26 protein-coding genes are annotated in these 25,443 nt (G+C 69.8%); 13 read left to right on the top strand and 13 right to left on the bottom strand.

Annotated elements, in window-relative coordinates; all coding sequences use genetic code 11:
• Positions 1–96 precede the first annotated feature (96 nt).
• On the top strand, positions 97–762 hold the full coding sequence (locus MKK84_RS09615; RefSeq protein WP_243919124.1) for a L,D-transpeptidase: 666 nt from the start codon (positions 97–99) through the stop codon (positions 760–762).
• A gap of 53 nt (positions 763–815) precedes the next feature.
• Here the strand turns inward: MKK84_RS09615 and MKK84_RS09620 are convergent, their stop codons facing one another.
• The gene (locus tag MKK84_RS09620) at positions 816–1,142 is read right to left on the bottom strand and encodes a cupin domain-containing protein (protein ID WP_243919126.1); all 327 of its coding nucleotides are present in this window, start codon (positions 1,140–1,142) and stop codon (positions 816–818) included.
• 102 nt (positions 1,143–1,244) lie between these two features.
• Positions 1,245–2,918, bottom strand: a complete 1,674-nt coding sequence (locus MKK84_RS09625) for a L,D-transpeptidase family protein (RefSeq protein WP_243919128.1) — start codon at positions 2,916–2,918, stop codon at positions 1,245–1,247.
• Positions 2,919–3,141: 223 nt separating this feature from the next.
• On the opposite strand from MKK84_RS09625, the gene MKK84_RS09630 reads away from it, so the two are divergent.
• Positions 3,142–4,260, top strand: coding sequence for an acyltransferase family protein (locus tag MKK84_RS09630; RefSeq protein ID WP_243919131.1), 1,119 nt, complete (start codon positions 3,142–3,144; stop codon positions 4,258–4,260).
• On the opposite strand, the gene MKK84_RS09635 is transcribed toward MKK84_RS09630, so the two are convergent.
• A complete protein-coding gene (locus MKK84_RS09635) occupies positions 4,247–5,425 on the bottom strand; it encodes an endo-1,4-beta-xylanase (RefSeq protein ID WP_243919132.1) in 1,179 nt (392 codons plus the stop codon). The two genes, MKK84_RS09630 and MKK84_RS09635, sit on opposite strands and share 14 nt — an antisense overlap.
• Positions 5,426–5,588: 163 nt before the next feature.
• Here MKK84_RS09635 and MKK84_RS09640 point away from each other — a divergent pair, with 163 nt between their 5' ends.
• Positions 5,589–6,431, top strand: a complete 843-nt coding sequence (locus tag MKK84_RS09640) for an SDR family NAD(P)-dependent oxidoreductase (RefSeq protein WP_243919134.1) — start codon at positions 5,589–5,591, stop codon at positions 6,429–6,431.
• Positions 6,432–6,719 carry a hypothetical protein gene (locus MKK84_RS09645; protein WP_243919136.1) on the top strand — a complete coding sequence of 96 codons (288 nt, stop codon included), beginning with the start codon at positions 6,432–6,434 and terminating at the stop codon, positions 6,717–6,719.
• A gap of 220 nt (positions 6,720–6,939) precedes the next feature.
• On the opposite strand, the gene MKK84_RS09650 is transcribed toward MKK84_RS09645, so the two are convergent.
• The gene (locus tag MKK84_RS09650) at positions 6,940–9,630 is read right to left on the bottom strand and encodes a bifunctional acetate--CoA ligase family protein/GNAT family N-acetyltransferase (RefSeq protein WP_243919138.1); all 2,691 of its coding nucleotides are present in this window, start codon (positions 9,628–9,630) and stop codon (positions 6,940–6,942) included.
• Positions 9,631–10,039: 409 nt separating this feature from the next.
• Here MKK84_RS09650 and MKK84_RS09655 point away from each other — a divergent pair, with 409 nt between their 5' ends.
• Both MKK84_RS09655 and MKK84_RS09660 read left to right on the top strand, forming a co-directional pair.
• The gene (locus MKK84_RS09655) at positions 10,040–10,453 is read left to right on the top strand and encodes a MucR family transcriptional regulator (protein ID WP_243919140.1); all 414 of its coding nucleotides are present in this window, start codon (positions 10,040–10,042) and stop codon (positions 10,451–10,453) included.
• A 97-nt stretch (positions 10,454–10,550) separates the two neighbouring features.
• Positions 10,551–11,300 (top strand): restriction endonuclease, encoded by a 750-nt coding sequence (locus MKK84_RS09660; RefSeq protein ID WP_243919142.1) that lies wholly within the window; start codon positions 10,551–10,553, stop codon positions 11,298–11,300.
• A gap of 91 nt (positions 11,301–11,391) precedes the next feature.
• On the opposite strand, the gene MKK84_RS09665 is transcribed toward MKK84_RS09660, so the two are convergent.
• Together MKK84_RS09665 and MKK84_RS09670 are read right to left on the bottom strand one after the other, a co-directional pair.
• Entirely contained in the window at positions 11,392–11,871 is a 480-nt protein-coding gene (locus tag MKK84_RS09665) for a peroxiredoxin (RefSeq protein ID WP_243919143.1), read from the bottom strand.
• Between the two features lie 472 nt (positions 11,872–12,343).
• Positions 12,344–12,547, bottom strand: coding sequence for a hypothetical protein (locus MKK84_RS09670; protein ID WP_243919144.1), 204 nt, complete (start codon positions 12,545–12,547; stop codon positions 12,344–12,346).
• 153 nt (positions 12,548–12,700) lie between these two features.
• On the opposite strand from MKK84_RS09670, the gene MKK84_RS09675 reads away from it, so the two are divergent.
• Positions 12,701–13,396: a YqgE/AlgH family protein gene (locus MKK84_RS09675; RefSeq protein WP_267357699.1), complete on the top strand. Its 696-nt coding sequence runs from the start codon at positions 12,701–12,703 to the stop codon at positions 13,394–13,396.
• 17 nt (positions 13,397–13,413) lie between these two features.
• On the opposite strand, the gene MKK84_RS09680 is transcribed toward MKK84_RS09675, so the two are convergent.
• Complete coding sequence (locus tag MKK84_RS09680) at positions 13,414–14,406, bottom strand: hypothetical protein (protein ID WP_243919145.1); 993 nt, start codon at positions 14,404–14,406, stop codon at positions 13,414–13,416.
• A gap of 393 nt (positions 14,407–14,799) precedes the next feature.
• Between MKK84_RS09680 and dnaK the strand changes: the two genes are divergently transcribed.
• The 4 genes from dnaK to MKK84_RS09700 all read left to right on the top strand — a co-directional run bounded on the left by dnaK (position 14,800) and on the right by MKK84_RS09700 (position 19,311).
• Positions 14,800–16,719, top strand: coding sequence for a molecular chaperone DnaK (gene dnaK, locus MKK84_RS09685; RefSeq protein WP_243919146.1), 1,920 nt, complete (start codon positions 14,800–14,802; stop codon positions 16,717–16,719).
• Between the two features lie 226 nt (positions 16,720–16,945).
• The gene (gene dnaJ, locus MKK84_RS09690) at positions 16,946–18,097 is read left to right on the top strand and encodes a molecular chaperone DnaJ (RefSeq protein ID WP_243919147.1); all 1,152 of its coding nucleotides are present in this window, start codon (positions 16,946–16,948) and stop codon (positions 18,095–18,097) included.
• Positions 18,098–18,236: 139 nt separating this feature from the next.
• Entirely contained in the window at positions 18,237–18,875 is a 639-nt protein-coding gene (locus tag MKK84_RS09695) for a class I SAM-dependent methyltransferase (RefSeq protein WP_243919150.1), read from the top strand.
• A 109-nt stretch (positions 18,876–18,984) separates the two neighbouring features.
• A complete protein-coding gene (locus MKK84_RS09700) occupies positions 18,985–19,311 on the top strand; it encodes a hypothetical protein (RefSeq protein WP_243919151.1) in 327 nt (108 codons plus the stop codon).
• Positions 19,312–19,455: 144 nt separating this feature from the next.
• Here MKK84_RS09700 and MKK84_RS09705 read toward each other — a convergent pair whose 3' ends face one another.
• The 5 genes from MKK84_RS09705 to MKK84_RS09725 form a co-directional block, all read right to left on the bottom strand.
• A complete protein-coding gene (locus MKK84_RS09705) occupies positions 19,456–20,418 on the bottom strand; it encodes a phytanoyl-CoA dioxygenase family protein (protein ID WP_243919152.1) in 963 nt (320 codons plus the stop codon).
• Between the two features lie 244 nt (positions 20,419–20,662).
• On the bottom strand, positions 20,663–21,976 hold the full coding sequence (gene deoA, locus MKK84_RS09710) for a thymidine phosphorylase (RefSeq protein ID WP_243919154.1): 1,314 nt from the start codon (positions 21,974–21,976) through the stop codon (positions 20,663–20,665).
• 1 nt (position 21,977) lies between these two features.
• Complete coding sequence (gene deoC, locus MKK84_RS09715; RefSeq protein WP_243919161.1) at positions 21,978–22,709, bottom strand: deoxyribose-phosphate aldolase; 732 nt, start codon at positions 22,707–22,709, stop codon at positions 21,978–21,980.
• Positions 22,706–23,524 carry a purine-nucleoside phosphorylase gene (locus MKK84_RS09720; RefSeq protein ID WP_243919164.1) on the bottom strand — a complete coding sequence of 273 codons (819 nt, stop codon included), beginning with the start codon at positions 23,522–23,524 and terminating at the stop codon, positions 22,706–22,708. Before MKK84_RS09720 ends, deoC begins: the two co-directional genes overlap by 4 nt.
• Entirely contained in the window at positions 23,517–23,945 is a 429-nt protein-coding gene (locus MKK84_RS09725) for a cytidine deaminase (RefSeq protein ID WP_243919166.1), read from the bottom strand. Before MKK84_RS09725 ends, MKK84_RS09720 begins: the two co-directional genes overlap by 8 nt.
• Positions 23,946–24,089: 144 nt before the next feature.
• Here MKK84_RS09725 and MKK84_RS09730 point away from each other — a divergent pair, with 144 nt between their 5' ends.
• Both MKK84_RS09730 and MKK84_RS09735 read left to right on the top strand, forming a co-directional pair.
• The gene (locus MKK84_RS09730; RefSeq protein WP_243919168.1) at positions 24,090–24,344 is read left to right on the top strand and encodes a type II toxin-antitoxin system Phd/YefM family antitoxin; all 255 of its coding nucleotides are present in this window, start codon (positions 24,090–24,092) and stop codon (positions 24,342–24,344) included.
• Positions 24,341–24,613: a Txe/YoeB family addiction module toxin gene (locus MKK84_RS09735; RefSeq protein ID WP_243919169.1), complete on the top strand. Its 273-nt coding sequence runs from the start codon at positions 24,341–24,343 to the stop codon at positions 24,611–24,613. Before MKK84_RS09730 ends, MKK84_RS09735 begins: the two co-directional genes overlap by 4 nt.
• A gap of 10 nt (positions 24,614–24,623) precedes the next feature.
• Here the strand turns inward: MKK84_RS09735 and MKK84_RS09740 are convergent, their stop codons facing one another.
• Positions 24,624–25,388 (bottom strand): anti-sigma factor family protein, encoded by a 765-nt coding sequence (locus tag MKK84_RS09740; RefSeq protein WP_243919170.1) that lies wholly within the window; start codon positions 25,386–25,388, stop codon positions 24,624–24,626.
• Positions 25,389–25,443 lie beyond the last annotated feature (55 nt).

The following is a 25,443-nucleotide window of genomic DNA, read 5'->3' on the forward strand; positions in this document are numbered from 1 at the left end:
CGCGAGCGTTTACCCCTTGGCGACGATCGGCACGGCATCGTGCCGCGGTATTCGCCGCGTTCCCGCCAGAGTCCGCGCCTGCCCCGAGAGGCTTTGATGCGTCGTATTGTTCCCGCCCTGATCGGGCTTCTGGGCGCGGCCGCTTGCGCCGCCCCAGCTTTGTCCTACGAGATCGACCCGCTGACCCGCCAGCCGCTGAACGACGCGCTCTCCGTGCGCGTCCGCCCGCAGGCCGTCGAGACCGTCGCGGTGCCGGTGGCCAACGCCTCCCTCAACCCCGCCGACCCGCTGAGCGCCGACGCGGCGGTCCCGCAAATGTCGGCGATCCCACGCGAAACCGTGGCATATAACGGCCCGTATGGCGCCGGCACGATCGTGGTCTCGACCGCCGAGCGGCGGCTATACTACGTGCTGGGTGGCGGTCAGGCCCTGCGCTACGGCGTCGGTGTCGGCCGTCCGGGCTTCACCTGGGGCGGCGTGCAGACCATCACGATGAAGCGCGAATGGCCGGATTGGCGTCCGCCGTCGACCATGCTGAAGCGCCGGCCCGACCTGCCGCGCTACATGAAGGGCGGTCTCGAGAACCCGCTCGGTGCCCGCGCCATGTATCTCGGCGGCTCGATCTACCGGATCCACGGCTCGAACGAGCCGGAGACCATCGGCACCGCCGTCTCCTCGGGCTGCATCCGCATGACCAACGACGACGTGACCGACCTCTACACCCACGCCAAGGTCGGCACGAAGGTCGTCGTCCAGCGCTGATTTTTTTCAAGACGTCTTGGGGAGGGCCGGCCGCGAGGTCGGCCCTTTCGCGTTCAGGCGGCCGTAAGGGTGACCAGGGCGTCCGGGCGCTTCACCTCGATCTCGATGAACGCGATCGGGTGCTCGGATCCGTTCATGACATCGTGCCGGATGCCGGCCGGGCGCATGTAGGACTGGCCGGCCGCGAGCGCCGTCTCGCTGACCGCGGCGCCGTCGTGGACGCGCAGGATCCCGTCCACCAGCATCACCACGAAATACGGCCAGCCATGCTCGTGCCAGCCCGTCACCGCACCCGGCGGGAAGTCCCAGCGGGTGATCCGCACGGTGGGATCGTCCTGCTGGACGGTGGGCGTCGCAGGGATGGTGCAGGCAAAGGCCATGGCGGCTCCGGGATGACGGGCAAGCGGATGCCGCCCGCGGCGCCGCGATGCAAGCCTTCGGCCGCCCCGCCCGGTGGAAGCGCCGCGCCGGCCGAACCGGGATCAGTTCACGCGGGCCGCAGGTTCCGGCTGCCGACGCTCCACCTTCTTGATCGGCTGAAGTTCGCCCACCGGAGCCGGCTTCGCGAGGGCGGGCACGGCGGTTTTCCGGGCCGGGGGACTGACGACCGCGGGCGGTGAAGCTACGGCAGTGGCCGGCGGAATCGCCCCCGTGGCGGCGGGCTCAGGAGCCGGCGTGTCGAGCTTGTAGATGTCGTCGCGAAAGTGCGCCTTCCCGTCCGGGGTTGCGTAGCCCGTCAGGTACACGAACGACACCGGCACGGGCTTCGGCAGCTTGATGTCGCGGCGCTCACCATCGGCGATGCCGGTCTCGATCTCGATCGGCCCCCAGGTGCTGCCCGGCCCGTTCGGCCCAACCGTGCCCTGCAGCAGCCAGCCGACCAGCTCCTTCACCTGACCGACCCGGACGCAGCCGTGGCTGTGGAAGCGTACGCTCGCGGCGAACAGCGATTTCGCCGGGGTGTCGTGCATGTAGACGGCAAAACGGTTCGGCATGTCGATCCGCACCTGGCCGAGCGAATTGTCGAAGCCGGAATCCTGGCGCAGCGTGTAGTTGACCGCTTTCTCGCCCGCCCAGTCGATCCGGGTCGGGTCGACATCGCCAGTCAGCCCGAGGATGCGGATATGGTTCTTTGCGAGATAGCCTGGATTCTTCCGCATCTGCGGGATGATCTCGTTCTTCACCACCGAAGCCGGCACGGTCCAGGTCGGGTTGAAGTTGATGTCGGTGATCCGGGTCTCCACCGGCGGCGTCGCCTTGTCGGGCGAGCCGACGACGGCGACGTAGCGGCGCACGACCGTGCCGTTCTCCACCGCCTCGACGGCGGCCGAGGGGATGTTGACCACGACGTAGCGCTCGCCGAACGGGAATTTCGATCCCATCAGCCGGGCCGCCGACGCCGCGAGCTGCTTCTGGCGCACAGTCGCGGGCACGTTGAGCGCGTTGATGGTGAGACGGCCCAGGATGCCGCTGTCGGGCAGCCCATGGCGGCCCTGGAAGGCCGCGATCGCCGCGACGAGCGGCGGGTCGAAGCGGTCGCTCGGGGGCGCGTCCGCCGGCAGGTCGCCGGTCAGCGTCAGGTGGTGGCGCAAAGCCGGGATTGCCGGGCTGCGCTCGCCGGGCTTCAGGCGCGCGAGATCCTCGGGCATCCGCTCCCAGCCGCCGGCCTCCGCGAAGGCCGCGTAGCGCTCGGCGGCGCGGAGCGTGTCGAGGAAGGTGCGCGCCGTCAGCGTCGGGCTCGGGTCGGCCGAGACCTTGGCGTAGACCAGGGGGGCCGGCTCGCGCGACCGCTTGGCGGCCTCCTGCGGCTTACCCTGAGCGGACTTCATATCCGGCGCCGCGGCCTCGACGGGTTTGGATTCGCCGGATCCGGACGCGTTGGGCTTGAGCTCGGTGCCCTTCGTCTCCGCGGCCTTGGTCTCCGGAGCCCTGACCTCCAGCCCCTTCGCGGCCGCGCCCTCTGGCGCGACCGTGGGCGTAGAGGCCGGGATGGCGGGTGGCGGAACGGGGGCCGGGATCGGGCTTGCCGGTGCCGCGGCCGCCGGAATGCCCTGTGCCCGAGCATCGACAGTGGCGCCGAGCAGCGTCAGCAGCGACAGGCCGGCGCCGAGCGCGGCCCCCGGGCGGGCATGACGGCGGGAACGGACCAAGCCCATACGCAACACTCCCGACGGCGCCCAATTCGGCGCGGACCGGCGGCATCATGGAGCGGCGTGGTTACCAATCCCCTCCCGTCCAAACAGCAGACCCGAGAGCAGATTCACCATTCTGAGACGTCTTTCCAAGTACCGCGGCGTCTACGGATGTCGGCGCGACAGAAAATACCGCACGCTGCTCGGCTAAGACTTATCGCTGCCGGGAAATAAGAGCCGCCCAGTCATGCCGGAATCCAGGACGCAGATCCCCGCAGCGATGCCCTACCTGCCGCAGCTCGACGGGGTGCGGGCGCTCGCCATCCTGATCGTGTTCGCGGCCCATTGCGGCTACAGCCACGTCGTCCCCGGTGGGTTCGGGGTCACGGTCTTCTTCTTCCTCAGCGGCTACCTGATCACCACCCTGCTGCGGATCGAGCAGGCGCAGGCCGGCGCGGTCTCGCTCCCCGCCTTCTACCTGCGGCGATCCTTGCGCATCCTGCCGCCGATGTATCTCACCCTGCTCGCCGCAGGCGGGCTCTACGCGCTGGGGCTGCTCGACTGGATGCCGATCGAGCCGGCAGCGATCCTGGGCCAGGCGACGTTCCTGACAAACTATCCCGGCCTGTTCGGCACCGAGGCGGTGCTGCCCGTGCCGCTCTGGAGCCTCGCCATCGAAGAGCACTTTTACCTGGTTTTCCCGCTGGCATACGTGCTGTGGCTGGGGCGCCTGCACCCGCGCCGGGCCGCGCTCGCCTGCCTGGGGATCTGCGCGGCGGTGCTGGCGATCCGCTGCCTGAACGTCTGGCGGCTTTCCGATTACAGCCTGAACTATTCCTGGACCCATACCCGCATCGACGCGATCCTGTTCGGCTGCTGCCTCGCCCTGTGGAACAACCCGGTGATCCCGGCCGACGCGGCATGGCGGCCGAAGGCGTGGCACGTGGGCTTAAGCCTCGCGGTGATCCTCGGCACCCTGGCGGTGCGGAACGACGCCTTCCGCGAGACCCTGCGCTACACCCTCCAGAGCGCGGCCCTGTTCGTGCCCTTCGCCTATCTGCTGCAGGGCGAGGGACCCGCGGTGCGGCTGCTGGCCAGCCGGCCGATGCGCCAGCTCGGGCTGTGGTCCTACAGCTTCTACCTCGCCCACATGGCCGTGGTGGCGCTGGTGCTGCACCTGAAGCCGAGCCTACACGGCCTGTCGCTGATGCTCGTGGCCTTCCCGCCGACGCTGCTCTGGTGCTGGGGGATGTACACACTCGTCGAGCGCCCCTGCGCGCGGCTGCGCCGACGGCTTCTCGCGGACCGGCCGCCCCAGCCGATCCTCGCCGAGGGGGGACGTCAGGCCGGGGTCACGCCCGCCTGAGCCGCTCCCGCGCGCCACTGTGGTCCGGTGCCGCCGCGAACGCTGCTTTCATCGCATACCAGAGGGGCTTGCGCCGGAACTGCGCGTCCAACGGCAGGGCGCGCTGGGGCAGGCTGTCCGGCCGCTTGCGGTAGGGATGGTCGTTCAACCACGTGTCCGGGTCGTAGATGTCCCAGGTCACGACATCGAGCAGAGCCGGCTCGTCCAGAGCCACGTCGAGGTAGCGTCTTGCGTAGTCGGCTACCATCCGGTCGCGGATGGGCACGTCGGACGGGAAGGCCCGGTCGTCGATGTCGAGTTCGGTGATCGCGATGCCGAGGCCCATCTGGCCGATCTCGCGCAGGAAGCGCCGGAGCTGGCCCTGGTCGATCGGGATCGTGCTGGTGAGATGCGATTGCAGCCCGAAGCGCCGGATCGGCACGCCGCGCGCCCGCATCGCTTCCAGCCGGCGCAGGACCTTGGTGCGCTTGGCCTCCATCCAGGGCGCGCCCTGCTCGACCGCATCCTCGTTCCACGTGCCGGCGGCGGCCGGGTCGGTCTCATGCAGGATCCGGAAGGCGAGATCGACGTAGCCAGGGCCGATCGAGGCGAGCCAGGGCGAGTCGCGCAGGCCCCCGCCGCGGTCGGGATCGGCCTCGTTGCCCAGAATCTCGTTGACCACGTCCCAGGCGACGATCTGCCCGCGGTAATGGCCCGCCACGGTCTCGATCCAGCGCCGCATGAAGTCTTCGCCCTGCGCGGCGCTCGCCCGTCCGAGCAGCGGGCCCACCCAGGGCGGCAGCGCCGCGTGCCAGACGAGCGTATGGCCGCGCATCTTTTGGCCGTTCGCGCGGGCGAAGCGCAGGATCGCATCACCCCGGGCGAAGTCGGTCTTGCCTGGAGCGGGCAGCACCTCCTCCATCTTCATCTCGGTGCCGCAGACCAGGAGGCCGCATTCCCGTGCCACCGCCTGCCGGTAGGCGGGCGTGGACTCGAAGCGGTGGAACGGCACCTCGCAGCCGTAGAGCAGGCCTTTCGCGGCGGCGGCGGCCTGAAGGCTGTCGCTCGACCAGGATGGGCGGCCGAGCGGCCCGAACCCGGCGGGCGCGGCCCCCCGCGCGGCCGGCGCGAGCCCCGCGCAGGCCATTCCGGCGAGAAGGGAGCGGCGGCTCGGAACGATCGGCATGCCGCCTCCTCGGGTTCGGTGGGATCACCGGTATGAGAGCATGCGGTGGCGGAGGTTACGATCCGCTGAGTCTGCGGGCGGGCCTCCGTCCGATCCGGCGCGCCAACTCGCCTTCATCCGGGCTCGCCCCATCTGAAGGGCGCCATCCAGCCGAGGATCCGTCATGAGCCAGCACCCCGCCATCAGCCCCGGCCGCAGCGCCGTCGTCACGGGTGCTGCGAGCGGCATCGGGCTCGCCGCCGCGCAGGCCTTCGCGCGGGCGGGCATGAATGTCTGGCTCGCCGACCTGCCGGGGCCGGCGCTCGATGCCGCCCGAGCGGCCGTGGCCGAACTCGCCGCCGTCGAGGTCCGCGCGGTGCCGACCGACGTTTCCGACCGGAGCGCCGTGGAGGCCCTGGCGGCCGCCGTCGCGCGGGGTGGGCCGCCCGCGATCGTCATGCTGAACGCCGGGATCGAGGCCGGCGGCACGCTGTTCTCCGATGCCGACACCTGGGCGCGGATCCTTGGCACCAACCTCTGGGGCGTGGTCAACGGCATCCACGCCTTCGCGCCCGGCATGATCGAGGGGGGCAAGCCCGGCGCCGTGATCGTGACCGGCTCGAAGCAGGGCATCACCACGCCGCCCGGCAACGCGCCCTACAACGTCTCGAAGGCCGGGGTGAAGGCGGTCACCGAGGCACTTGCGCACGAGCTTCGCAACCGCGAGGGCTGCCACACCACCGCGCACCTGCTGATCCCGGGCTTCGTCTATACGGGGCTGACCAAGGCCCGCGGCATCGCCGAGAAGCCGGCCGGTGCCTGGGCGCCGGAGGAGACGGTGGCGTTCCTGCTGGAGCGACTGGCGGCGGGGGATTTCTACATCCTCTGTCCCGACAACGAGACCACCCGGGCGCAGGACGAAAAGCGGATCGCCTGGGCGGCGGGCGACATCATCGAGAACCGGCCGGCGCTCTCGCGCTGGCATCCGGATCACGCTGAGGCGTTCAAGCGGTCCATGGAGGAATAGATGGCCCGCAGGGCCGGCCCACCCGCACGCGTCAAGGAGACGATCTTCGGCCCGCCGGCCACGACGACGCGGGCGGCCTTCATCCGCTTCGGCAACGCCGTGCACTGGCAGGCCTATTTCGCGGATGCCGGCCTCGGGCCGGTCATGGGGCAAGTCCGGGACGATGAGCGGGCGCTCCTCGAAGCCGCGCTCCAACAACTGAAGAAGGCCGAGCACCGCCTCGTCGCGGCGTTCATCACAGAGCTGACGGATGGCACCGTGACCTTCGCCGAGGCGAAGGCGATCTAGTGGGAGACGGAAAACGACACGATGCGGATCGCGTGGGACGACCCGGACGCGTTCCTGCGCTTCCTCCTCACCGTGCGGGATCGGATCGATCCCCACGTCTGGCCGGCCAGACCGCCCCGGTTCCGACCGGACCCGACGACGCGCCAGGGACGAAGGCAGCGTGGTGGATCTGGCTGACGCGCGCCCAATCGAACGGGATCTTGCCAAGCTGAGCGCCGGCCTAACCTCCGGTCGGTGATCCCACCGCCAGCGGCAACTGCACCTTCACCAAGCCCGGATCCTCCGGATCGCGCCCCTGCGTGAAGCCGAGGCGGCGGCAGACCGCCAGCATCGGCCGGTTCTCGGCCAGCACCGAGCCCTCGACATGGCCGATCCCTTCGGAGCGCGCCCAGTCGATCATCAGGCGCATCAGCGCGAAGGCGAGCCCCGTGCCCCGGGCATCGCGCCCCACCGCGATGGCGTATTCGCCGCTCTCGTGGTTGGCGTCGGCGTGGAGCCGCACGGCGCCGAGCATGCGCTCGCCCCCTTGCGCGTCCACCTCGGTCGCCACGAACGCGATGGCGCGGGCATAATCGAGCTGCGTCAGGCGGGCCAGGAAGGCGTGGCTGAAGGCGCGCACCGGTCCGAAGAAGCGCAGGCGCAGATCCTCCGGATCGAGCCCCTGGAAGAAGGTCAGGAACAGTCCCTCGTCCTCCGGGCGCACGGGCCGCACGCGGATGGTCCGGTCCTTGAGATTAAGGGTCCGCACCCATTCCGCCGGGTAGGGCCGGATCGCGAAGCGTGGATGGCCCCGCCCATGCCGGCCCCGCTCCGAGCGGCCGATCCGCACCCTTGCATCGAGGGCGAGCACCCCGGTCTCGTCGGCGAGCAGTGGGTTGATGTCGAGCTCGCGGACCTGCGGCAGGTCGGTGGCGAGCTGGGACAGCTTCACCAGCGTCAGCGCGATCGCCGACATGTCGGCGGCCGGCACGTCGCGGTAGGCTTCGAGGCGCCGGGCGACCCGGGTGCGGCCGATCAGGTCGCGGGCGAGGATCAGGTCGAGCGGCGGCAGGCCGAGGGCCCGGTCGTCGATCACCTCGACGGCCGTGCCGCCCCGCCCGAACACCACCACGGGGCCGAACACGGGATCCTCCGCGAGGCCTGCGATCAGCTCCCGGCGCTGGCCCCGGCGCACCATGGGCTGCACCGCGAAGCCGGTGACGCGCGCATCCGGGCGCTCGCGCCGGGCCCTTATCAGGATGCTGCGCGCCGCCTCGCGGACATCGGCCTCGCTGGTCAGATCGAGGTGGACCCCGCCGATATCGGATTTGTGCACGATGTCGGGGGAGACGACCTTGAGCGCCACCGTGCCGCCGGCCGCGATGATCGGCCAGGCCGCCGCCGCCGCGGCGTCCTTGTCGGGGGCCAGCGTGATCGGCACGATCGGGATCCCGTAGGCTTCGAGCAGGCCGTTCACCGCGATCGGATCGAGCCACGCCGCTCCGTGGCGCAGGGCGCCCGCGATGATCGAGCGGGCCCGGGCCGTGTCGGGGGAGAAGTCGCGCGGCAGCGAGTCCGGCGTGCGCATCAGGTCGTCCTGCGCCTCGCGGTAGCGGACGAGGTGCAGGAAGCCTTCGATCGCTTCGGAATCCGTCGAGAAATGCGGGAGCCCCGCGCGTGCAAACGCTTCCCGCGCCGCCTCGGCATCGCCCAGGGAGACAGCGAAAAGCGGCTTCTTGCGCGTCTGGCCGGCGCGGACGCGCTTGACCGTTTCGGCGATCGCGTTCGCGACCTCGCCTGCATCCGAGCGCACGGTGGGGACGTGGATCGCCAGCACGGCGTCGCTGACGCGATCCGTGAGGATCGGCTCCAGGGCGGCCGCGAAGGCTGGTCCCGCCGCGTCGATGCCGAGGTCGAGGGGATTGCCGGCCGGGCGCCCTTCCGCCTCGGCGGCATCGGCCATAGTGCCTGCGCGCTCGATCAGCCTGTCGGCAGCCAGCAGGCCGATGCCGCGGCCATTCGACAGGATCGCGAGCCGGTCGCCGGGGAACGGGCGCTGGCGCCCCAGGGTCTCGACGGCGGAGAACATTTCGTCGAGATCCTGCACCGCCAACAGACCGGCCCGCCGGAAGGCCGCGGTGTAGACCGCGTCCGGCCGAGCGAGCGCGCCCGTATGAGTCTCGGGGGCGCGGGTGTCGGGCCGGTGCCGCCCGGCGCGCAGGACCACGACGGGCTTGGCGCGGGCCGCCGCGCGGGCCGCCGACATGAACCGTCGGGCATCCGCGACCCGGTCGAGGCAGAGCAGGATCGCGCGGGTGCGGTAATCGGCGGCGAAATGGTCAAGACAATCGGCTACGCCGATGTCGAGCACGCTGCCCAGCGAGAGCACCGCCGAGAAGCCCGTCCCGTGGCGGGCGCCCCACTCGACGATTGCGGCCGCGACCGTGCCGGATTGCGAGACGAGGGCGAGGTCGCCTGCGGCGGGGGCGTGGGCGAACAGGCTGGCGTTGAGCTTGGCGCCCGGCACGGCGAGGCCGGCGCTGTCGGGTCCGAGCAGGCGCAGGCCGTGCGCGCGGGCGATCCGATGCGCGGTCGGTCCCGGATCGTCCGGGCCGGACCCGAGCCGGGCCGTCAGGATCACGGCGGCACCGGCGCCGGACGCCGCTGCCTGCGCGACGACCTCGGGTACCCGCGGCGGCGGCACGGCGATCAGGACGAGGTCCGGGACGGTGGGCAGATCCGCGATCTGTGGGACGCAGGGCAGGCCGTCCACGAAGTCGTGATCGGGCTGCACCGGCAGGATCGCGCCGGGGAAGCCAGACGCCCGCAAGCCGTCCAGCACGCTACGCGCCACCGAGCCCGCGCGCGCCACGGCGCCGACCAGGGCGATCGCACGGGGCGCCAGCAGCTTGTCGAACCGGTAGGTGCTCACGGGGCTGCCGTCACGGAATCCAATCCCGCGGGCCAGTCGTACCGGCGTGCATGGGGTGTCCCTCGCTCACGTCGGGATCGGGCACGATCCGGAAGGCCCAGGGTCCGACCCTATCGCTTTACCACATGGCGCGGTTGGCCGCGCGGGCAACGTCCAGCGGTTCCGGCCCTGTCACAGTGCGATGAGCCGCTGCCCGGAGGGCTTGCAGATACCCTTCAGATCAAATATCCGGCGCCCTTTGTCCTCGCCAAGACGCCAGCTATGGCCATCTGTAATTTGTTCTTGCCATGAAATTCACATCACAATAGTAACTACGCCACATCTGCCTGTATCGGGCGGCCCGGAAACAGATTCCGATCATCCTGCCGAGTGACGGGCAGAGCCCGGGATCGCCAGGAGGTTTCAAGGAATGGATTCCACGGTCGAAGGGCAGCCGGACTTCCTCACGCTCTCGGTCGACATTGTGTCGGCCTTCGTGAGCAACAACCCGGTCACCCCACCGGAACTGCCGGCGCTGATCGTCAAGGTTCACGCAGTCCTGCACGAGCTGAGCCAGCCCACCTCCGCGCCGGCCGAGGATCTGCGGCCCGCCGTCTCGGTCCGGCGCTCGGTCCAGCCTGACTTCATCGTCTGCCTGGAGGACGGGAAGAAGTTCAAATCCCTCAAGCGCCACCTGCGCACGCACTACAATCTGACCCCGGACGAATATCGCCAGAAATGGGGTCTGCCCGCCGATTATCCGATGGTCGCGCCGAGTTACGCCGCGGCCCGGTCGAGTCTCGCCAAGAGCATGGGCCTCGGCCACCAGCGCCGGAAGGGTTGAGGACGCGTCCGCGTCCACAGGTTTTCAGCCGCGGTTAGGCATCGGGCAAGGGGCGCTTGCGAGGGTCACGAGACCCGTCCGCGCCCCTTGAGACCCGATGCAAGGTAAGCCCAATCCTGTCGCGCGCCTGTTCTGGACGGCCGTGATCGGCGGTCCGTTCGCGCTCTGGTATGGTCCGCCCGCCCTGGCGGCCACGGGGCTCGCGCTGCTGGGCGTGTGGCTGCGCCATCTCGGCCGGCCGCGCCGGTTCCGCGCCCAGGTGCGCCGCATCGCCCGGGCCCACGGGGAGACGCTGGCCCTGCGGCGGCGGCAGGAAAGCTTTCGCGACGCCTACGGCAACTGGATCGAGGACGGCTGGCTGCGCGAGCGCGAGTACTTCCTCGACCGCACGGTGCTGCCCCAGATCGGCCCGCGTTACGCCGACCTCGCCATGACCGAGCGGGATCGGATGCTGGCGATCGTCGAGGCCGAGGCGGCGTCCATCGATCTACCCGAGGATGAAGACGCACCGGCGGACGGGCTCGACTACGAGCGCTACTGCGCCGAGCGCCTCGTCCGGGCGGGATGGCGGGCGCACCGGACCCCGGCGAGCGGCGATCAGGGCGCCGACATCGTGGCGGTTCGCAATGGTCTGCGCCTCGTCATCCAGTGCAAGCGCCTGGCCAAGCCCGTGGGCAATGCCGCCGTGCAGGAGGCGGCCGCGGCCCAGCGCTACTGGGCAGGCGACCGCGCCGCCGTCGTCTCGAATGCCGGCTTCACGCCGGCGGCCCGCCGGCTCGCGGCGGCGACCGGGGTGCTGCTGCTGCACCATGACGGGCTCGACGCCATCGACCTCGCGCAAGTGTGATGTAGATGTGATCAGGGCCGGCCAGACCGGGGGCGGATCGCCCCCGGATCGACCTAAAGCGGCCGCGCCTCTTGCGCGCCCGACGCCTTGCTCAGAGCACCTTCAGCAGCGCCTCGGCCCCCGAGGCCTCGGCCTTGGAGGGCGTCTCCTCGACGTTCAGGATCTTCACGACCCCGTCCTCGACGAGCATGGAGTAGCGCTTCGAGCGGATGCCGAGACCGAAGCCCGTACCGTCCATCTCCAGGCCGAGTGCCTTGGCGAAATCGGCATTGCCGTCGGCCAGGAATTCCAGACCCTCGGCGCCGCTCGCCTTCGCCCACGCGTCGAGCACGAACACGTCGTTGACGCTCGTGACCGCGATGGCGTCGACGCCGCGGCCGAGGATCTCATCCTTGTGGGTGACGAAGCCCGGCAGGTGGTTGCGGTGGCAGCTCGGCGTGAAGGCGCCCGGGACGCCGATCACCACCACGCGGCGGCCCTTGAACACGTCGTCGGTGGTGCGGGCAATCGGGCCCTCCGGGCCGCTCACCCGGAACGTGGCCTGGGGCAGATGGTCGCCGACCTGGATCATCGCGGGTCCCTCGTTGCTGCGCATATGCGTTTGCGCGCCTGACCTAGCGTGGTCGGTGGGACCTGTCGAGCAATCCGCCTCCTGACGTGCAGGATGTCCAAGGGCCAATCAGCGATCCGTGACCGGCGCCGCGGGACGCTGGCTGTCCGCCCGCTTCAGTCGATATCGCAGGACGCACGATTTCCGCGGAGGATCCGTCGATTTGGCTCCAGCTTGCGGCTGTCGCTGCATTCCCCGTCGGCGGACCGCTCGTCGGCTTCGGCGCCTTCTGGTTCGCGAGGCGGGGGGCCTGACACGGAGAGGTTCGGAGCTACCTGCCGCGGATTTGTGTCTGTCAGGCCCCAAGGAGCTTGATGAAGGCGGCGCCGGCCCCGAACAGGGCAGCCCCGGCCGTCATACCGGAGAGGGCAACCTGCCAAGGCGCCATGCTGCGGTCGCGCCCGAGCTTGGCAGCTTCGGCTGAGAGCTTGGCCTACTCCGCAGCCATCTTGGAAGCTTCGGCCGTCATCTTGAACTGCTCGGCGGCGAGCTTCGACTGCTCGGCAGCCAATTTTGATTGCTCTGCGATGAGCTTGTGCTGTTCGGCAACAAATTTGTGCGGCTCTTCGTGAGCCCGCTCAATCCGCGCGCGCTGCTCCTCGATATCGAACGTGGTTAGGGAGGCGGAACCCGCCATGATCGTCGAGCCTCGATTGCCGCCGAACCGAGTGCGACTCGGACCAGCAAAGCCATCTTGCGGCCTAAAGAGAGATGCGAACAAGCTGGGTGGAAGCTTGCTGCGTCTCTTTTGCCCGCTGGACAATGGGAGGGCGCGGCGTAGCATGGCGCCATGGCGTCTCCTCCGCATCGCAAACCGGATCCTTCGCCTTCGGCTCCCCAGCGGGAGTCCGGCTCAGCCTCTACGGACGCCGGAAACGCGGCGCCGCGGCAGACATCGCTCTCCGGTCCGGACTTTCTCGACGGGCAGTTCCTCGTGGCGATGCCCGGCATGGCCGATGAGCGCTTCGCCCGCTCGGTGATCTATGTCTGCGCCCATTCCGCAGACGGGGCGATGGGCATCATCGTCAACAAGGCGGCCACCGACATCAGCATGCCGGATCTGCTGGTCCAGCTCGACGTGGCCCCCGAGGCGGACGCGATTCGCCTGCGCGAGCGGGTCGGGCACATGCCGGTCCTGATGGGCGGGCCCGTGGAAGGGCGGCGCGGCTTCGTGCTGCACACCGACGACTTCCACATCCAGCAATCGACGCTGATCATCGACGACGGCATCTGCCTGACCGCCACCGTCGAGATCCTGCGCGCCATCGCGAGCGGCGAAGGCCCGGCCAGCGCCGTGCTGGCTCTGGGCTATGCCGGCTGGCAGGCGGGCCAGCTCGAGAGCGAGATCATGGCCAACGGCTGGCTCAATTGCCCGGCCGATCCCGCGCTGATCTTCAACACGGATCTCGACGCCAAGTACGAGCGTGCCCTGCGCGCCAACGGCATCGATCCCGCCATGCTGTCCATGACCGCCGGGCGGGCCTGACCGACTCCGAGTGCCGGCTATTCCGGAACGGCGTCGCCGCCGCCGGCTGCATCGGGGTTCAGGCCCTCCACCGCTGGCTTCGGCCGGGGCCGGCTACGCGGGACCGCCGCCGCGGTGGGTACCGCGGTATTGGCGCCGAGGCGGGTCGCGAGGGCGAGCGCCCGGTTCTCGGTGAACCGCAGGTGGCAGAAGCCGTGCGTGCCCTCGCGGGCGTAGCTCCGGCAGAACTGCTCCCGATCCGCCGAGAAGGCGGCCTGCTCGGTCACGATCGGCCGCACGTCCTCGCGCCGGGCGCGCTGGGTCATCAGCTTGTAATTGTCGCGCACCGCTTTGTCGGCCGCGCCACGGGCGGTGTCGAACTCGCCGGCCCGTGAAAGCAGCGTGGCGGGGGCCGGCCCCCACAGGCCCGTGGGGGTCGTGGCGCAATCCGCGGCCGAGAAGGTGCAGACCGGGCCGGAGCCCAGCGTCGAGACGAGGATACCGCCCTCGGTCACGTCGAGGCGCAGCGGACACTCCGCCCCGGCCGCCTCGTAGCGCGGCACCCCTTCGGGCTTGCCTTCGGAACTCAGCGTGACGGGACTGCCCGCACCGAGCGGCACCGTGCAGGATTCCGTCGGCTGCGAGATCTTGGTCCCCGGGAGCGTGATCCGGGCCGTGACGGCGGTGCCCGTCCGCTCCAGCTTCAGCGATCCGGACATTCCGTTGAGCTGGAGGTCCTGCCCGATCACGCCCTCCTCCGAGGGCGCCTTGAGCACCACCGGACGGGCCGGCGCCGGGGGCGCTCGAGGCGCCTCGGGGGCCGGGGCTTGGCCGGGCTCACCGCCGCCGCCCGGTAGCGGGGCCGGAGGCGCCTCGGGCAGGCCCCGGGGCGGCACCGGAGGCCGTTCGGGCTTGATGCCGAACAGGCGTTCGAAGAAGTTCTGCGCCTGCGCCGGTGGGGCAGCGAGCAGGGCGGGAGCCGCGACGGCGAGCGCCAGGACGGGGAGCAGGGAGCTGCGGGTCGGGCGCATCGGACTCTACGACGAGGACACGAAGTGGTGGGGCCACACGCAACCCCTTGTCGAAGTGTTAACACGCCGTCGATGGCGCGGACGTGGCAGCGAAGCAACAAAATCCAATCACGCCATCCGGAGCAACGGCGGTCGCGGGCGCGATTATCAAGACCTCACAATCTGTTATCGCGGACATACGGGCCCGACCCGGTCGCGCAGGCTTCGCCTTGCGAGCCCGTCCGGGGGTTCTTATATCGCCCTCGACGCGGGATTGCGCGCTGGGTTTCAGCCGTTCACGGCCCTTGATCCGGCCCGGGTCCCATACTCACATCACCTTCGGACACCGCCATGGGCCGAGCTGCTTCGGGGCTCGGCGGTCTGCTTGAACGCGACACAAAGAGGGATCCCACCATGGGTAAAGTTATCGGTATCGACCTCGGCACCACCAATTCCTGCGTGGCCGTCATGGAAGGCACGCAGCCCAAGGTCATTGAGAATTCGGAAGGCGCCCGCACCACGCCGTCCATCGTCGCCTTCACGGATGACGGCGAGCGCCTCGTCGGCCAGCCGGCCAAGCGTCAGGCGGTCACGAATCCAGAGCGTACGTTCTTCGCCATCAAGCGGCTCGTCGGCCGGACCTACGACGACCCGATGACCCAGAAGGACAAGGGCCTCGTGCCCTACCCGATCGTCCGCGGCGACAACGGCGATGCCTGGGTCGAGGCCGACGGCAAGAAGTATTCGCCCTCGCAGATCTCCGCCTTCACGTTGCAGAAGATGAAGGAGACCGCGGAGTCGCATCTCGGCCAGCCGGTCACGCAGGCGGTCATCACCGTCCCGGCCTACTTCAACGACGCCCAGCGTCAGGCCACCAAGGATGCCGGCAAGATTGCGGGTCTCGAGGTGCTGCGCATCATCAACGAGCCGACCGCCGCGGCGCTGGCCTACGGCCTCGACAAGAAGAAGGCCGGCACGATCGCGGTCTACGACCTCGGCGGCGGCACCTTCGACGTGTCGATCCTGGAAATCGGCGACGGCGTGTTCGAGGTGAAGTCCACGAACGGTGACACCTTCCTGGGCGGCGAGGACTTCGACAACCGCATCGTCGAGTACCTGACGGCCGAGTTCAAGAAGGAGCAGGGCATCGACCTGACCAAGGACAAGCTCGCCCTTCAGCGCCTCAAGGAGGCGGCCGAAAAGGCCAAGATCGAGCTGTCCTCGGCGACGCAGACCGAGATCAACCTGCCCTACATCACGGCAGACCAGACCGGCCCGAAGCACCTCGCGCTGAAGCTGTCGCGCGCCAAGTTCGAGTCGCTGGTGGACGATCTCGTCCAGCGGACGATCGAGCCCTGCCGCAAGGCGCTCAAGGATGCCGGCGTCTCGGCCTCCGAGATCGACGAGGTGGTGCTGGTCGGCGGCATGATCCGCATGCCGAAGATCCAGGAGGTGGTGAAGTCCTTCTTCGGCAAGGAGCCCCACAAGGGCGTCAACCCGGATGAGGTCGTGGCCATCGGCGCCGCCGTGCAGGCGGGCGTGCTCCAGGGCGACGTCAAGGACGTGCTGCTGCTTGACGTGACCCCGCTGTCGCTGGGCATCGAGACGCTCGGCGGCGTGTTCACCCGGCTGATCGACCGCAACACCACGATCCCGACCAAGAAGTCCCAGACCTTCTCGACCGCCGAGGACAACCAGAACGCGGTCACGATCCGGGTCTTCCAGGGCGAGCGCGAGATGGCAGCCGACAACAAGCTGCTCGGCCAGTTCGATCTCGTCGGCATCCCGCCGGCGCCCCGCGGCATGCCGCAGATCGAGGTGACCTTCGACATCGACGCCAACGGCATCGTCAACGTGACCGCCAAGGACAAGGCGACCAACAAGGAGCACCAGATCCGCATCCAGGCCTCGGGCGGCCTCTCGGACGCGGATATCGATCGGATGGTGAAGGACGCCGAGGCGAATGCCGAGGCCGACAAGAAGCGGCGTGAGCTGGTCGAGGTGAAGAACCAGGGTGAGAGCCTGATCCACGCCACCGAGAAGTCGGTGACCGAGTACGGCGACAAGGTCCCGGCCGCCGATAAGGGCGCGATCGAGACCGCGATGGTTGCGCTCAAGACCGCGCTCGAGGGTGAGGACGTCGAGGCCATCAAGGCCCGCACCACGGATCTGATGCAGGCTTCGATGAAGCTCGGCGAGGCCATGTATGCGGCCAACCAGGCCGCGGGTCCGGATGCCGGTGCTGAGGCGGCGGCCTCCTCCGAGAAGAAGGACGACGTCATCGACGCCGACTTCCAGGAAGTGGACGACAAGGACCAGAAGAAGCGCGCATAAGGGCACGCATGGTTCGCGAACGGGGCCGGAGCGATCCGGCCTCGTTCGCTGTCGTGCGGTCACGGGTTTCGAAAGGGACAAGTCCCTTTCGTGGGTACAGGGCAGAGCCCTGCAGTTGGGGGTGAAACCCCGATGCGTCGGGATATCACCCCGACGCCCCACCAAGGGGCTTGCCCTTCGGAAACCCGAATGACGCGTGGATCGGATTGTCCGGAGACGGGGCGGGATGTCGAAGCGGGACTATTACGAGATCCTGGGGGTCACCAAGACCGCCACGGAAAGCGAGATGAAGGTCGCCTTCCGCAAGCTCGCGATGACCTATCATCCCGATCGCAATCCCGGCGACAAGGACGCCGAGATCAAGTTCAAGGAAATCAACGAGGCCTATCAGTGCCTCTCCGACGGCCAGAAGCGCGCCGCCTACGACCGGTTCGGCCACGCGGCCTTCAGCCAGGGCGGCGCGGGCGGACCCGGATTCGGCAACGAGTTCGGCGACTTCATGTCGGACATCTTCGACAACTTCTTCGGCGACGGCCGTGGCGGCGGCGGTGGCCCAGCCAGGGGCCGGGGCGGAGCGCCGGGCCGCGAGCGCGGGGCCGACCTGCGCTACAACCTGGAGATCACGCTGGAGGAGGCCTACGCGGGCAAGGCCGAGACCATCAAGATCCCGACCTCGGTGACCTGCGAGGCCTGCGACGGTTCGGGCGCCAAGCCCGGCTCGAAGCCCCGGACCTGCCAGACCTGTGCGGGCTACGGCCGGGTGCGGGCCGCCCAGGGCTTCTTCGCCATCGAGCGGACCTGCCCGAACTGCCACGGCCGCGGCGAGATCGTCGACGATCCCTGCACCTCCTGCCAAGGCGCGGGCCGGGTCAACCGCGAGCGCACGCTCTCGATCAACGTGCCGGCCGGTGTCGATGATGGATTGCGCATCCGGCTGTCCGGCGAGGGCGAGAGCGGGTTGCGCGGCGGGCCGCCAGGGGATCTCTACGTCTTCCTGTCGATCAAGCAGCACGAGTTCTTCCAGCGCGACGGGGCCGATCTGTTCTGCCGCGTGCCGATCTCGATGGTCACGGCCGCGCTTGCGGGTGAGATCACCGTGCCGGTGATCGACGGCACGCAGACCCAGGTGCGGATTCCCGCCGGCACACAGACCGCCAAGCAGTTCCGCATCAAGGGCAGGGGCATGCCGGTGCTCCGCTCTCGGGAGGTCGGCGACCTCTACATCCAGGTCTTCGTCGAAACCCCGCAAAACCTGACCAAGCGCCAGCGCGAACTCCTGCAGGAATTCGATCAATCGGCCTCGCCGGAGAATCATCCGGAGTCTGCGGGCTTCTTCTCGAAGGTTCGGGACTTCTTCGGCGGCGCGGTCCGTCCGTGAGGGCGGATCCGAACGGCCCGCCGGCCTGTTATGCAACCGGCCGGCGTGGCTTGCGTACCCTAGGCGCCGTTGCAGCTTGACTGTAAGACAGCGGCGTCGATAGCCTTTCATTCTTATTCGGCATCAAGGAATCCAGGACTTGCCGCCGCTCCGCCGTCCTACCGCGAAGGCTCCCGTCCCCCGGAGCGCGATTTTCGGGCCGCGGCGCGACCCCCTGGAGGACGAGGCGCGGTTCCTCCGCTCTTGGCTGGAACGCCCACTCGTCACCGGCGCGGTGACGCCGTCCGGCAAGATGCTGGCCCGCACCATGGCGGCCTATGTCGATCCGCGTCGCGAGGGTCCGGTGGTCGAGCTCGGCCCCGGCACCGGTCCGGTGACCGAGGCGCTGATCCGGCGGGGCATCGCCCCTGAGCGGCTCATTCTGGTCGAGTTCAACCCCGATTTCTGCAAGCTCCTGACCCGCCGCTTCCCCGGTGTAACGGTGATCCGGGGCGATGCCTACGACATGCGAGCGAGCCTGCGGGACGCGCTGACGGAGCCCGCCGCGGCCACGATCTCGAGCCTGCCTCTGTTCACCAAGCCCCTGGAGCAGCGGCTCGACCTGCTCAACACGGCCCACGACCTGATGCAGCCGGGGGCGCCGTTCGTGCAGTTCACCTACGCGGTGGTGCCGCCGATCCCGGCCCGCTGCGAGGCAGGCAGCTACACGGCCGACCGTTCCAACAGGGTCTGGTTGAACCTGCCGCCGGCCCGGGTCTGGGTCTACCGCCGGCCCTGAGCTGAACACGGTCTGAGCGAGCAGCTCACATTCGCGTCAACTGCCGGGTGTCAGACCTGAGCCATAGCCGGTCGCGGTACCGCGACCCGCGTGGAGCAGGAGAACACCGATGTTCACCAAGACCGCACGCACCCGCTTGGCCGCCGCCCTGGCGGTCGGAGGACTGGCCATCGCAGCCCCCGCCATGGCGGCGCCCCTCGGGATCGATTCCGGATTGCGCCAGGGTGCCAGCGATGTCGTGACCGTTCAGTACGGCTACGGCTATGGGCCGCGTCATCACGGCTGGCGCGATCAGGGCGGCTTCGGTCCGCGCCATCACCATCACGGCGGCTGGGGCCGCGGTCGTCATGACGGCTGGGGAGGCCCGCGGGGCTTCGGTCCGCGCCACCATCACCACGGCGGCTGGGGCCACCGCCACGGCTACGGCCGCTGGTAAGTTAGCGCTGCGCCCGCTCGTAAAAGTCGTGCCCCTCGCGGCACGGGAACCTTCCTCCCCCTTTGCGGGGGAGGGAGGAACACAAGCGCTGCTCAACGCGTCGTCCTGTCCTGAAACTCGACGGCCGGCCTTCGACAGCAGGCCCTACAGCGCGATCTGCTCCCGGACCGCCACGTCCGGGTTCGAGGCGCCGCAGGTCGGCAGGCTCTCGACCGGGCCGTGGACCGCCGAGGTCGTCGCCGACAGGTCGTGGTAGCAGACGCAGCCCTCGGCGAAGTAGTGGTGCACGAGCGCCTTGCGCGACCGCTGAATATCGGCTCGGGCCGAGCCGCCATGCAGCAGATTCGCGTGCCAGAACAGCACGTCGCCCTTGCGGGCCGTGAAGTATTCCGGCTTGGCCCCGTGGTCCTGGATCTCGCGCTGGATCGCCGGCTCGTAGTGCTCGACATAAGCGCCGTAGCCGCGCTGTTGAAAATCCTCCGGCGAGATGCCGACATCGTGGCTGAACAGGTACGGCAGGCGGTGGGTGCCGGGATAGTAGACCAGCGGCCCCGAATCCGCGTGGATGTCCTCCATGGCGATCCAGCAGGCGGCGAGGTAGCCGACCGGGTAGGTCGTCATGTGGATCGAGTCCGAGTGTTCGGCCTGCTGGCTGCCCTTGTGGGACGCGATGGTCTGGAACGGGATCGCGGGGCGACCCAGCACCATGCTGCTGAAGTTGACCAGCACCGGATGCTTCAGGAGTTGGCCGATCTCTTCGACCTTCAGGTGCGGATTGAGGTAGCGGCCGGGATGCGGATCGTCCTCGCCGGCCTTTTCGGGGGCGAGGGTCACGTCGCCCCGGGCGATCGCAGCCTCGTAGGCGCCCCAGGCCTCGTCGATCGTGTCGGCATCGATGGCGCCGCGCAGGACGTAGTAGCCGTGCTCCTCCCAGGACCGGCAGATCTCGGCCTGCCGGGGCGTGATCTCCCGCCGCGCGACGCGCCGCGTGATGATCTCCTGCGCGTCCGGCTGGTCGAGCCACGGGCTGGGCCCGGATTCCGGAAAGTTCTCGGCCCGGAACACCTTGATGCAGCCGATATCGACCGGGACGTCGGCATCGACCACGAAGGGCGTTGGCGGCGGCGGCGCGTTAGGATCCCGTCCGGAATCTCGGTTTGATCGCGTCAGCGCGCGGGCAAGGTCCGCGACACGGCGGAACGGTCGAGCCATCATATCCTCCGCCCAACGGGCAGTGCTGCCGCATCTGCGGCGCGGGATCTACGCGACGCGTGGGACTTGCCGACGGACGTCACAAAGCTTCGCGGCATTCGTGAGACCGACCGAGCCGACGCTCGCATCGGCCGCTGCCTCAGGGCGCGATCGTCCTCGTACCCCGCACGGATCCGAGGATCGGCGGCCGTTCGGCAGGTGCCTCGCCCATCCGGTAGGCCGCGCGAAGGGCCGCCTCCGCCCGATCGGCGGCGGCCTCGTCGGCCGCGTGGACGATCCCGAGCAGCCCCCCGGACGATCCCGGTTCGGCGAGATCCGTGAAGCCGACCCGGGGGTCGATGGTATCCTCGGGGCGGGTGCGTCCGCCGCCGAGCCCGATCACCGCCAAGCCGATATCCCGCGTGGCAATAGCCGCTACCGTCCCGGCCTGATGGACGGGCCGCCGCACGGGCGCGGCGGGCAGGTGTCGTTCAGGCTCGTCGAGCAGGTCCGCCGGGCCGCCCAGTGCCGTGGCCATCTCGGCAAAGATCTCGGCCGCCCGACCTGAAGCCAGGACGGCTTCGAGCCGCTCCGCCGCGCCGGCCGCGTGCCGCGCAAGCCCCCCGGCCACGAGCATCTCGGAGGCCAGCGCCAGCGTGACCGCATGGAACCGTGGCTCCCGGCGCAGGCCCTTCAGGTAGTCGATCGCGTACACGACCTCGACGACGTTGCCGGCGGCACTGGCGAGCGGCGCATCCATGTCGGTGATGAGCGCCACCGTGCGCAGGCCCGCCCCCTCCGCTACCGTGACGATGCTCCCGGCCAGCGCCTCGGCTTCGGGCAGCGTCGCCATGAAGGCGCCGGAGCCCTGCTTGACGTCCATCACCAGCCCATCAAGCCCGGCGGCGAGTTTCTTAGACAGGATCGACGCGGTGATGAGGTCGAGCGACTCGACCGTGCCGGTGACGTCGCGGATCGCGTAGAGGCGCCGGTCGGCCGGGGCGAGATCGGCGGTCTGGCCGATGATCGCGCAGCCGACATCCCGGACGACCTTGCGGAACGCGTCGAGCCCCGGCGTCGCATCGTAACCCGGGATGCTGCCGAGCTTGTCGAGCGTCCCGCCGGTATGGCCGAGGCCACGCCCCGAGATCATCGGCACGTAGCCCCCGCAGGCCGCCACCATCGGAGCCAGGACGAGGCTCACCGTGTCGCCGATGCCGCCGGTGGAGTGCTTGTCGAGCACCGGGCCCGGCAGCGCCCAGCTCAGCACCGTGCCCGAATCCGCCATGGATCGGGTGAGCGCCACCCGCTCGGGCAGCGCGAGGCCGCGGAAGAACACCGCCATGGCGAAGGCCGCCGCCTGCCCCTCCCCAACGGTGCCGTCCGTGAGGCCCTGGATGAAGGCCCCGATCGCGTCCGGATCGAGCGGCAGGCCGTCGCGCTTGGCCCGGATGATCTCCTGCGGGAGCCGCATGTCAGAGGTCTCGCGCTTGAACCAGTGTGCCGTACAGGCTGCTCGCCCCGAGCCGGAAGGTTTCTGGAGTCACCCAGTCGGATCCCATGATCCGGTCGGCGAGCGCGAGATAGGTCGCGGCGTCGGCGACGCTGCGCAGGCCGCCCGACACCTTCAGGCCAGCGGGGCGGCCGCTCGCCCGAATCTCGGTCAGCATCAGTTCGGCGGCCTCCGGGGTGGCCGAGACGGAGCTCTTGCCCGTGGAGGTCTTCAGGAAATTGGCACCCGCCTCCAAGGCGAGCCGGCTCGCCGCCCGGATCGTCTCCGGATCGCCGAGTTCACCCGTCTCCAGGATCACCTTGAGGGTGGCCGTGCCGCAGATGTCGCGCACCGCCTCGACCATGTCGCGGGCCAAAGCCGCATCGCCCCGCTGCAGGGCGCGGTAGGGCAGGACGAGGTCGATCTCGTCCGCGCCGTCGCGCAGGGCCTCGGCCGTATCGTCGGTCGCCCGAGCGCAATCGTCACCACCTTCGGGGAAGTTGATCACTGTGGCGATCCGGATCCCGGTGCCAGCGAGCGCCCGCCGGCCCTGGGTGACGAAGCGTGGCCAGACGCAGATCGCCGCCACGGGGCCGACCTTCGCATCCCGGCACAGGACGTCGATCTTCGTCTCGGTGCAGGTCTCACCGAGGTCGGTGAGGTCGAGGAGCGGCAGCGCCCGGCGGGCGACCGCGCCGGTTCCGGGATCGGTCATGGCGTGTCTCCAACGGGCAGGCCGGCCACGAAGGCCCGGATCAGGCGGCCGAGCGCCGCCGCGGCCCGGGCCGCCACCGCCTTCGTCTCCGCATGGTGCGGTGCCCCCCCGGCGATCCCGGCGGCGAGGTTGGTCACCACGGAGACCGCCGCCACCGGCAGGCCGAGGAACCGGGCCAGGATCACCTCGGGCACCGTCGACATGCCGACTAGGTCGGCCCCCAGGATGCCGGCCATCCGGACCTCGGCGGGCGTCTCGAAGCTCGGGCCGGAGAACCACGCGTAGACCCCCTCCCCCAGCGGGACGCCGCAGGCGCTGGCCGCCGCGTGCAGGCGCGCGCGCAGGTCGAGGTCGTAGGCGTCGGTCATCGGCACGAAGCGGGCATCGCTCGCCTCACCGATCAGGGGGTTGAGGCCGGACAGGTTGATGTGGTCGGCAAGCAGGACGAGGCTGCCGGGGCCCACCGCCGGCCGCAGCGACCCGGAGGCGTTGGTGAGCAGCAGCCGCCGGGCCCCGATTTGCCGGGCGCAAGTAAGCGGCAGGCGCATCACCGCTGGGTCGCCCCGCTCGTAGGCGTGCGCCCGCCCCTCGAAGACCAGGACAGCCCGCCCCCCCAGGGACCCACGGTGCAGCCGCCCGGCATGGCCGCTGACTCCCGCTCCCGGGAAGCCGGGAATCGCTGCGTAGGCGAGGGAGACGGCATCCTCCAGGCTCCCCGCGATCCCGCCAAGGCCCGTGCCTGTCACGAGGGCGCAGGCGTAGTCCCCCGCGAAGCCCGCAGCGTGCAGCGCGTCGAGGGCGGCGGCCTCACTCACCGAGTGTCTCCGGTCCGAAGGATTCCGGCAGCAGCTCGGCGAGGGTGAAGGTTCTGGCGATGCCGTCCGGCGTGGCGGCGTGGATCGGCGTGTCCGGCCCCGCGAACTCACGGATGCGCTGGCGGCAGGCGCCGCAGGGCGTCACCAGGCCCGCGCCGTCGCCACAGACGAGGATCTCGGTGATGCGCAGCCCGCCGCTCGCCACCATGGCGGCAATCGCGCCGGCCTCCGCGCAGGTGCCGACCGGATAGGCGGCATTCTCGACGTTGCAGCCGGCATGGATGGTGCCGTGCTCGTCCCGGAGCGCCGCTCCGACGCGGAAGCGGGAATAGGGCGCATGCGCCCGCTCGCGGACATCCCGGGCGGCCGCCAGCAGGGCCGCCCCATTGTCCTCCACCCGTGCTGAATCCGTAGCCTGCATGACCAATCTTTGGCACCCGCTGGGGCGGAATGTCGAGGGTCATGGCGGGCCGGGATTCGGCATCGCAGCGGGTGCGGGTCCCAGCTTTGTGCGGGCCACGGCTTCACGATATGTACAGCATCCTGTACAGGTGCTGGCGGGCGGATGAGCCAGGTCAGCTACACCGAGTTCCGTGCCCACCTCGCCACGTATCTTGATCGTGTTGAGGAAGATCGGGCAGAGCTGATCGTGACTCGGCAGAACCGCCCGGACATCGTGGTACTGCCGCGGGCCGAGCTGAACAGCATCCGCGAGACGCTGCACCTGCTTTCGACGCCAGCGAACGCCAAGCGCTTCCTCGACAGCGTCGCACAGCTCGATGCCGATGCCGGTACCGAGCATGACCTCATCGAGCCGTGAAGCTCGTCTGGTCGGCGAACGCCTGGGAGGATTACCTGCACTGGCAGGCGACCGACCGGGACACGCTCGTCCGCATCAATGACCTGATCACGGTCAGCATGCGCACGCCGTTCGCGGGTATCGGGAAGGTCGAGCCTTTGAGAGGCAATCTCAAAGGGTGGTGGTCACGCCGGATCACGGGGGAACATCGTCTCGGCTACCGCGTGAAGGGCGTCGGGGACGACCAAGTCCTCGAGATCGCCCAATGTCGCTGGCACTACGACAGCTGAGGCGGCCCCGTCAGCGCGCCGCCGGCCCCGCACCGAGGAGCCCCGCCACCTGCCGGAGCCCGGCATCGTCCCGCGGGCCGATCAGCGCGTAGGCGGTTTCGCCCGCGTTCCAAGAGACGATATCGCCGTCCTCGGAGCCGGTGAGCGTTGCGGGGCCGCCGCGAATGCCACGGGTGGCGAACAGCGATGCCTCGCCGTAGTCCCCGGCCTCCAGCGCGACCTCGATACCGGTGCCGTGCCGGGCCGGGAAGATCTGGATGTCGCGCACCCGCCAGCCGTCCGGCAACGCCGGCAGGTCGATGCCCGTCACCGAGCGCAGGCGCACCCGGTCGTAGACCGGCCCGTCGGCCTGACCGCTGACGCTCTTGCGCAGCTGCGCCACGGCCCGGGCCTGCCGGGCATCGGCGATCAGCGCCGGGTCCGGCGTCGCCGCCAGGGTGTCGGGCACGCCGAAGCGGCCGATCTCGTCATGGGCGAGCCAACCCGCGCCGACCAGCACCGCGATGGCGGCGGCCCGCTTGAGGCGGGAGGCGACGCGGCGCCAGCGCATGTTCCGGTCGAAGCGGCGGGCGAGCGCGACGGTGCGGTCGGGCCCGGGGCCCGGGGCCCGCTCGAAACAGGCCCGCAGGGCATCGCGATCGTGCATCTCGGCCATCACCCGGGCGGCGGCCGCGGGATCAGCCGCCAGATGGGCCTCGACGTCCAGACGGCGCATCGGCTCGATCTGCCCGTCGACGAAGGCGATGAGATCGTCGTCTGTGATCGGATCAATCATCGTGAAGTCCTCGGTGCCAACGTGCCCCGGATCGCGCCGCCCTTCAACGGCGGTG

The organism is Methylobacterium sp. E-065 (assembly GCF_022829605.1).
Lineage (GTDB): Bacteria > Pseudomonadota > Alphaproteobacteria > Rhizobiales > Beijerinckiaceae > Methylobacterium.

Bases quoted from the DNA above. Each gene is read 5' to 3' on its own strand.
- MKK84_RS09615 (WP_243919124.1), top strand. From the start codon at position 97: ATGCGTCGTATTGTTCCCGCCCTGATCGGGCTTCTGGGCGCGGCCGCT.
- MKK84_RS09620 (WP_243919126.1), bottom strand. From the start codon at position 1,142: ATGGCCTTTGCCTGCACCATCCCTGCGACGCCCACCGTCCAGCAGGAC.
- MKK84_RS09625 (WP_243919128.1), bottom strand. From the start codon at position 2,918: ATGGGCTTGGTCCGTTCCCGCCGTCATGCCCGCCCGGGGGCCGCGCTC.
- MKK84_RS09630 (WP_243919131.1), top strand. From the start codon at position 3,142: ATGCCGGAATCCAGGACGCAGATCCCCGCAGCGATGCCCTACCTGCCG.
- MKK84_RS09635 (WP_243919132.1), bottom strand. From the start codon at position 5,425: ATGCCGATCGTTCCGAGCCGCCGCTCCCTTCTCGCCGGAATGGCCTGC.
- MKK84_RS09640 (WP_243919134.1), top strand. From the start codon at position 5,589: ATGAGCCAGCACCCCGCCATCAGCCCCGGCCGCAGCGCCGTCGTCACG.
- MKK84_RS09645 (WP_243919136.1), top strand. From the start codon at position 6,432: ATGGCCCGCAGGGCCGGCCCACCCGCACGCGTCAAGGAGACGATCTTC.
- MKK84_RS09655 (WP_243919140.1), top strand. From the start codon at position 10,040: ATGGATTCCACGGTCGAAGGGCAGCCGGACTTCCTCACGCTCTCGGTC.
- MKK84_RS09660 (WP_243919142.1), top strand. From the start codon at position 10,551: ATGCAAGGTAAGCCCAATCCTGTCGCGCGCCTGTTCTGGACGGCCGTG.
- MKK84_RS09665 (WP_243919143.1), bottom strand. From the start codon at position 11,871: ATGATCCAGGTCGGCGACCATCTGCCCCAGGCCACGTTCCGGGTGAGC.
- MKK84_RS09670 (WP_243919144.1), bottom strand. From the start codon at position 12,547: ATGGCGGGTTCCGCCTCCCTAACCACGTTCGATATCGAGGAGCAGCGC.
- MKK84_RS09675 (WP_267357699.1), top strand. From the start codon at position 12,701: ATGGCGTCTCCTCCGCATCGCAAACCGGATCCTTCGCCTTCGGCTCCC.
- MKK84_RS09680 (WP_243919145.1), bottom strand. From the start codon at position 14,406: ATGCGCCCGACCCGCAGCTCCCTGCTCCCCGTCCTGGCGCTCGCCGTC.
- dnaK (WP_243919146.1), top strand. From the start codon at position 14,800: ATGGGTAAAGTTATCGGTATCGACCTCGGCACCACCAATTCCTGCGTG.
- dnaJ (WP_243919147.1), top strand. From the start codon at position 16,946: ATGTCGAAGCGGGACTATTACGAGATCCTGGGGGTCACCAAGACCGCC.
- MKK84_RS09700 (WP_243919151.1), top strand. From the start codon at position 18,985: ATGTTCACCAAGACCGCACGCACCCGCTTGGCCGCCGCCCTGGCGGTC.
- deoA (WP_243919154.1), bottom strand. From the start codon at position 21,976: ATGCGGCTCCCGCAGGAGATCATCCGGGCCAAGCGCGACGGCCTGCCG.
- deoC (WP_243919161.1), bottom strand. From the start codon at position 22,709: ATGACCGATCCCGGAACCGGCGCGGTCGCCCGCCGGGCGCTGCCGCTC.
- MKK84_RS09725 (WP_243919166.1), bottom strand. From the start codon at position 23,945: ATGCAGGCTACGGATTCAGCACGGGTGGAGGACAATGGGGCGGCCCTG.
- MKK84_RS09730 (WP_243919168.1), top strand. From the start codon at position 24,090: ATGAGCCAGGTCAGCTACACCGAGTTCCGTGCCCACCTCGCCACGTAT.
- MKK84_RS09740 (WP_243919170.1), bottom strand. From the start codon at position 25,388: ATGATTGATCCGATCACAGACGACGATCTCATCGCCTTCGTCGACGGG.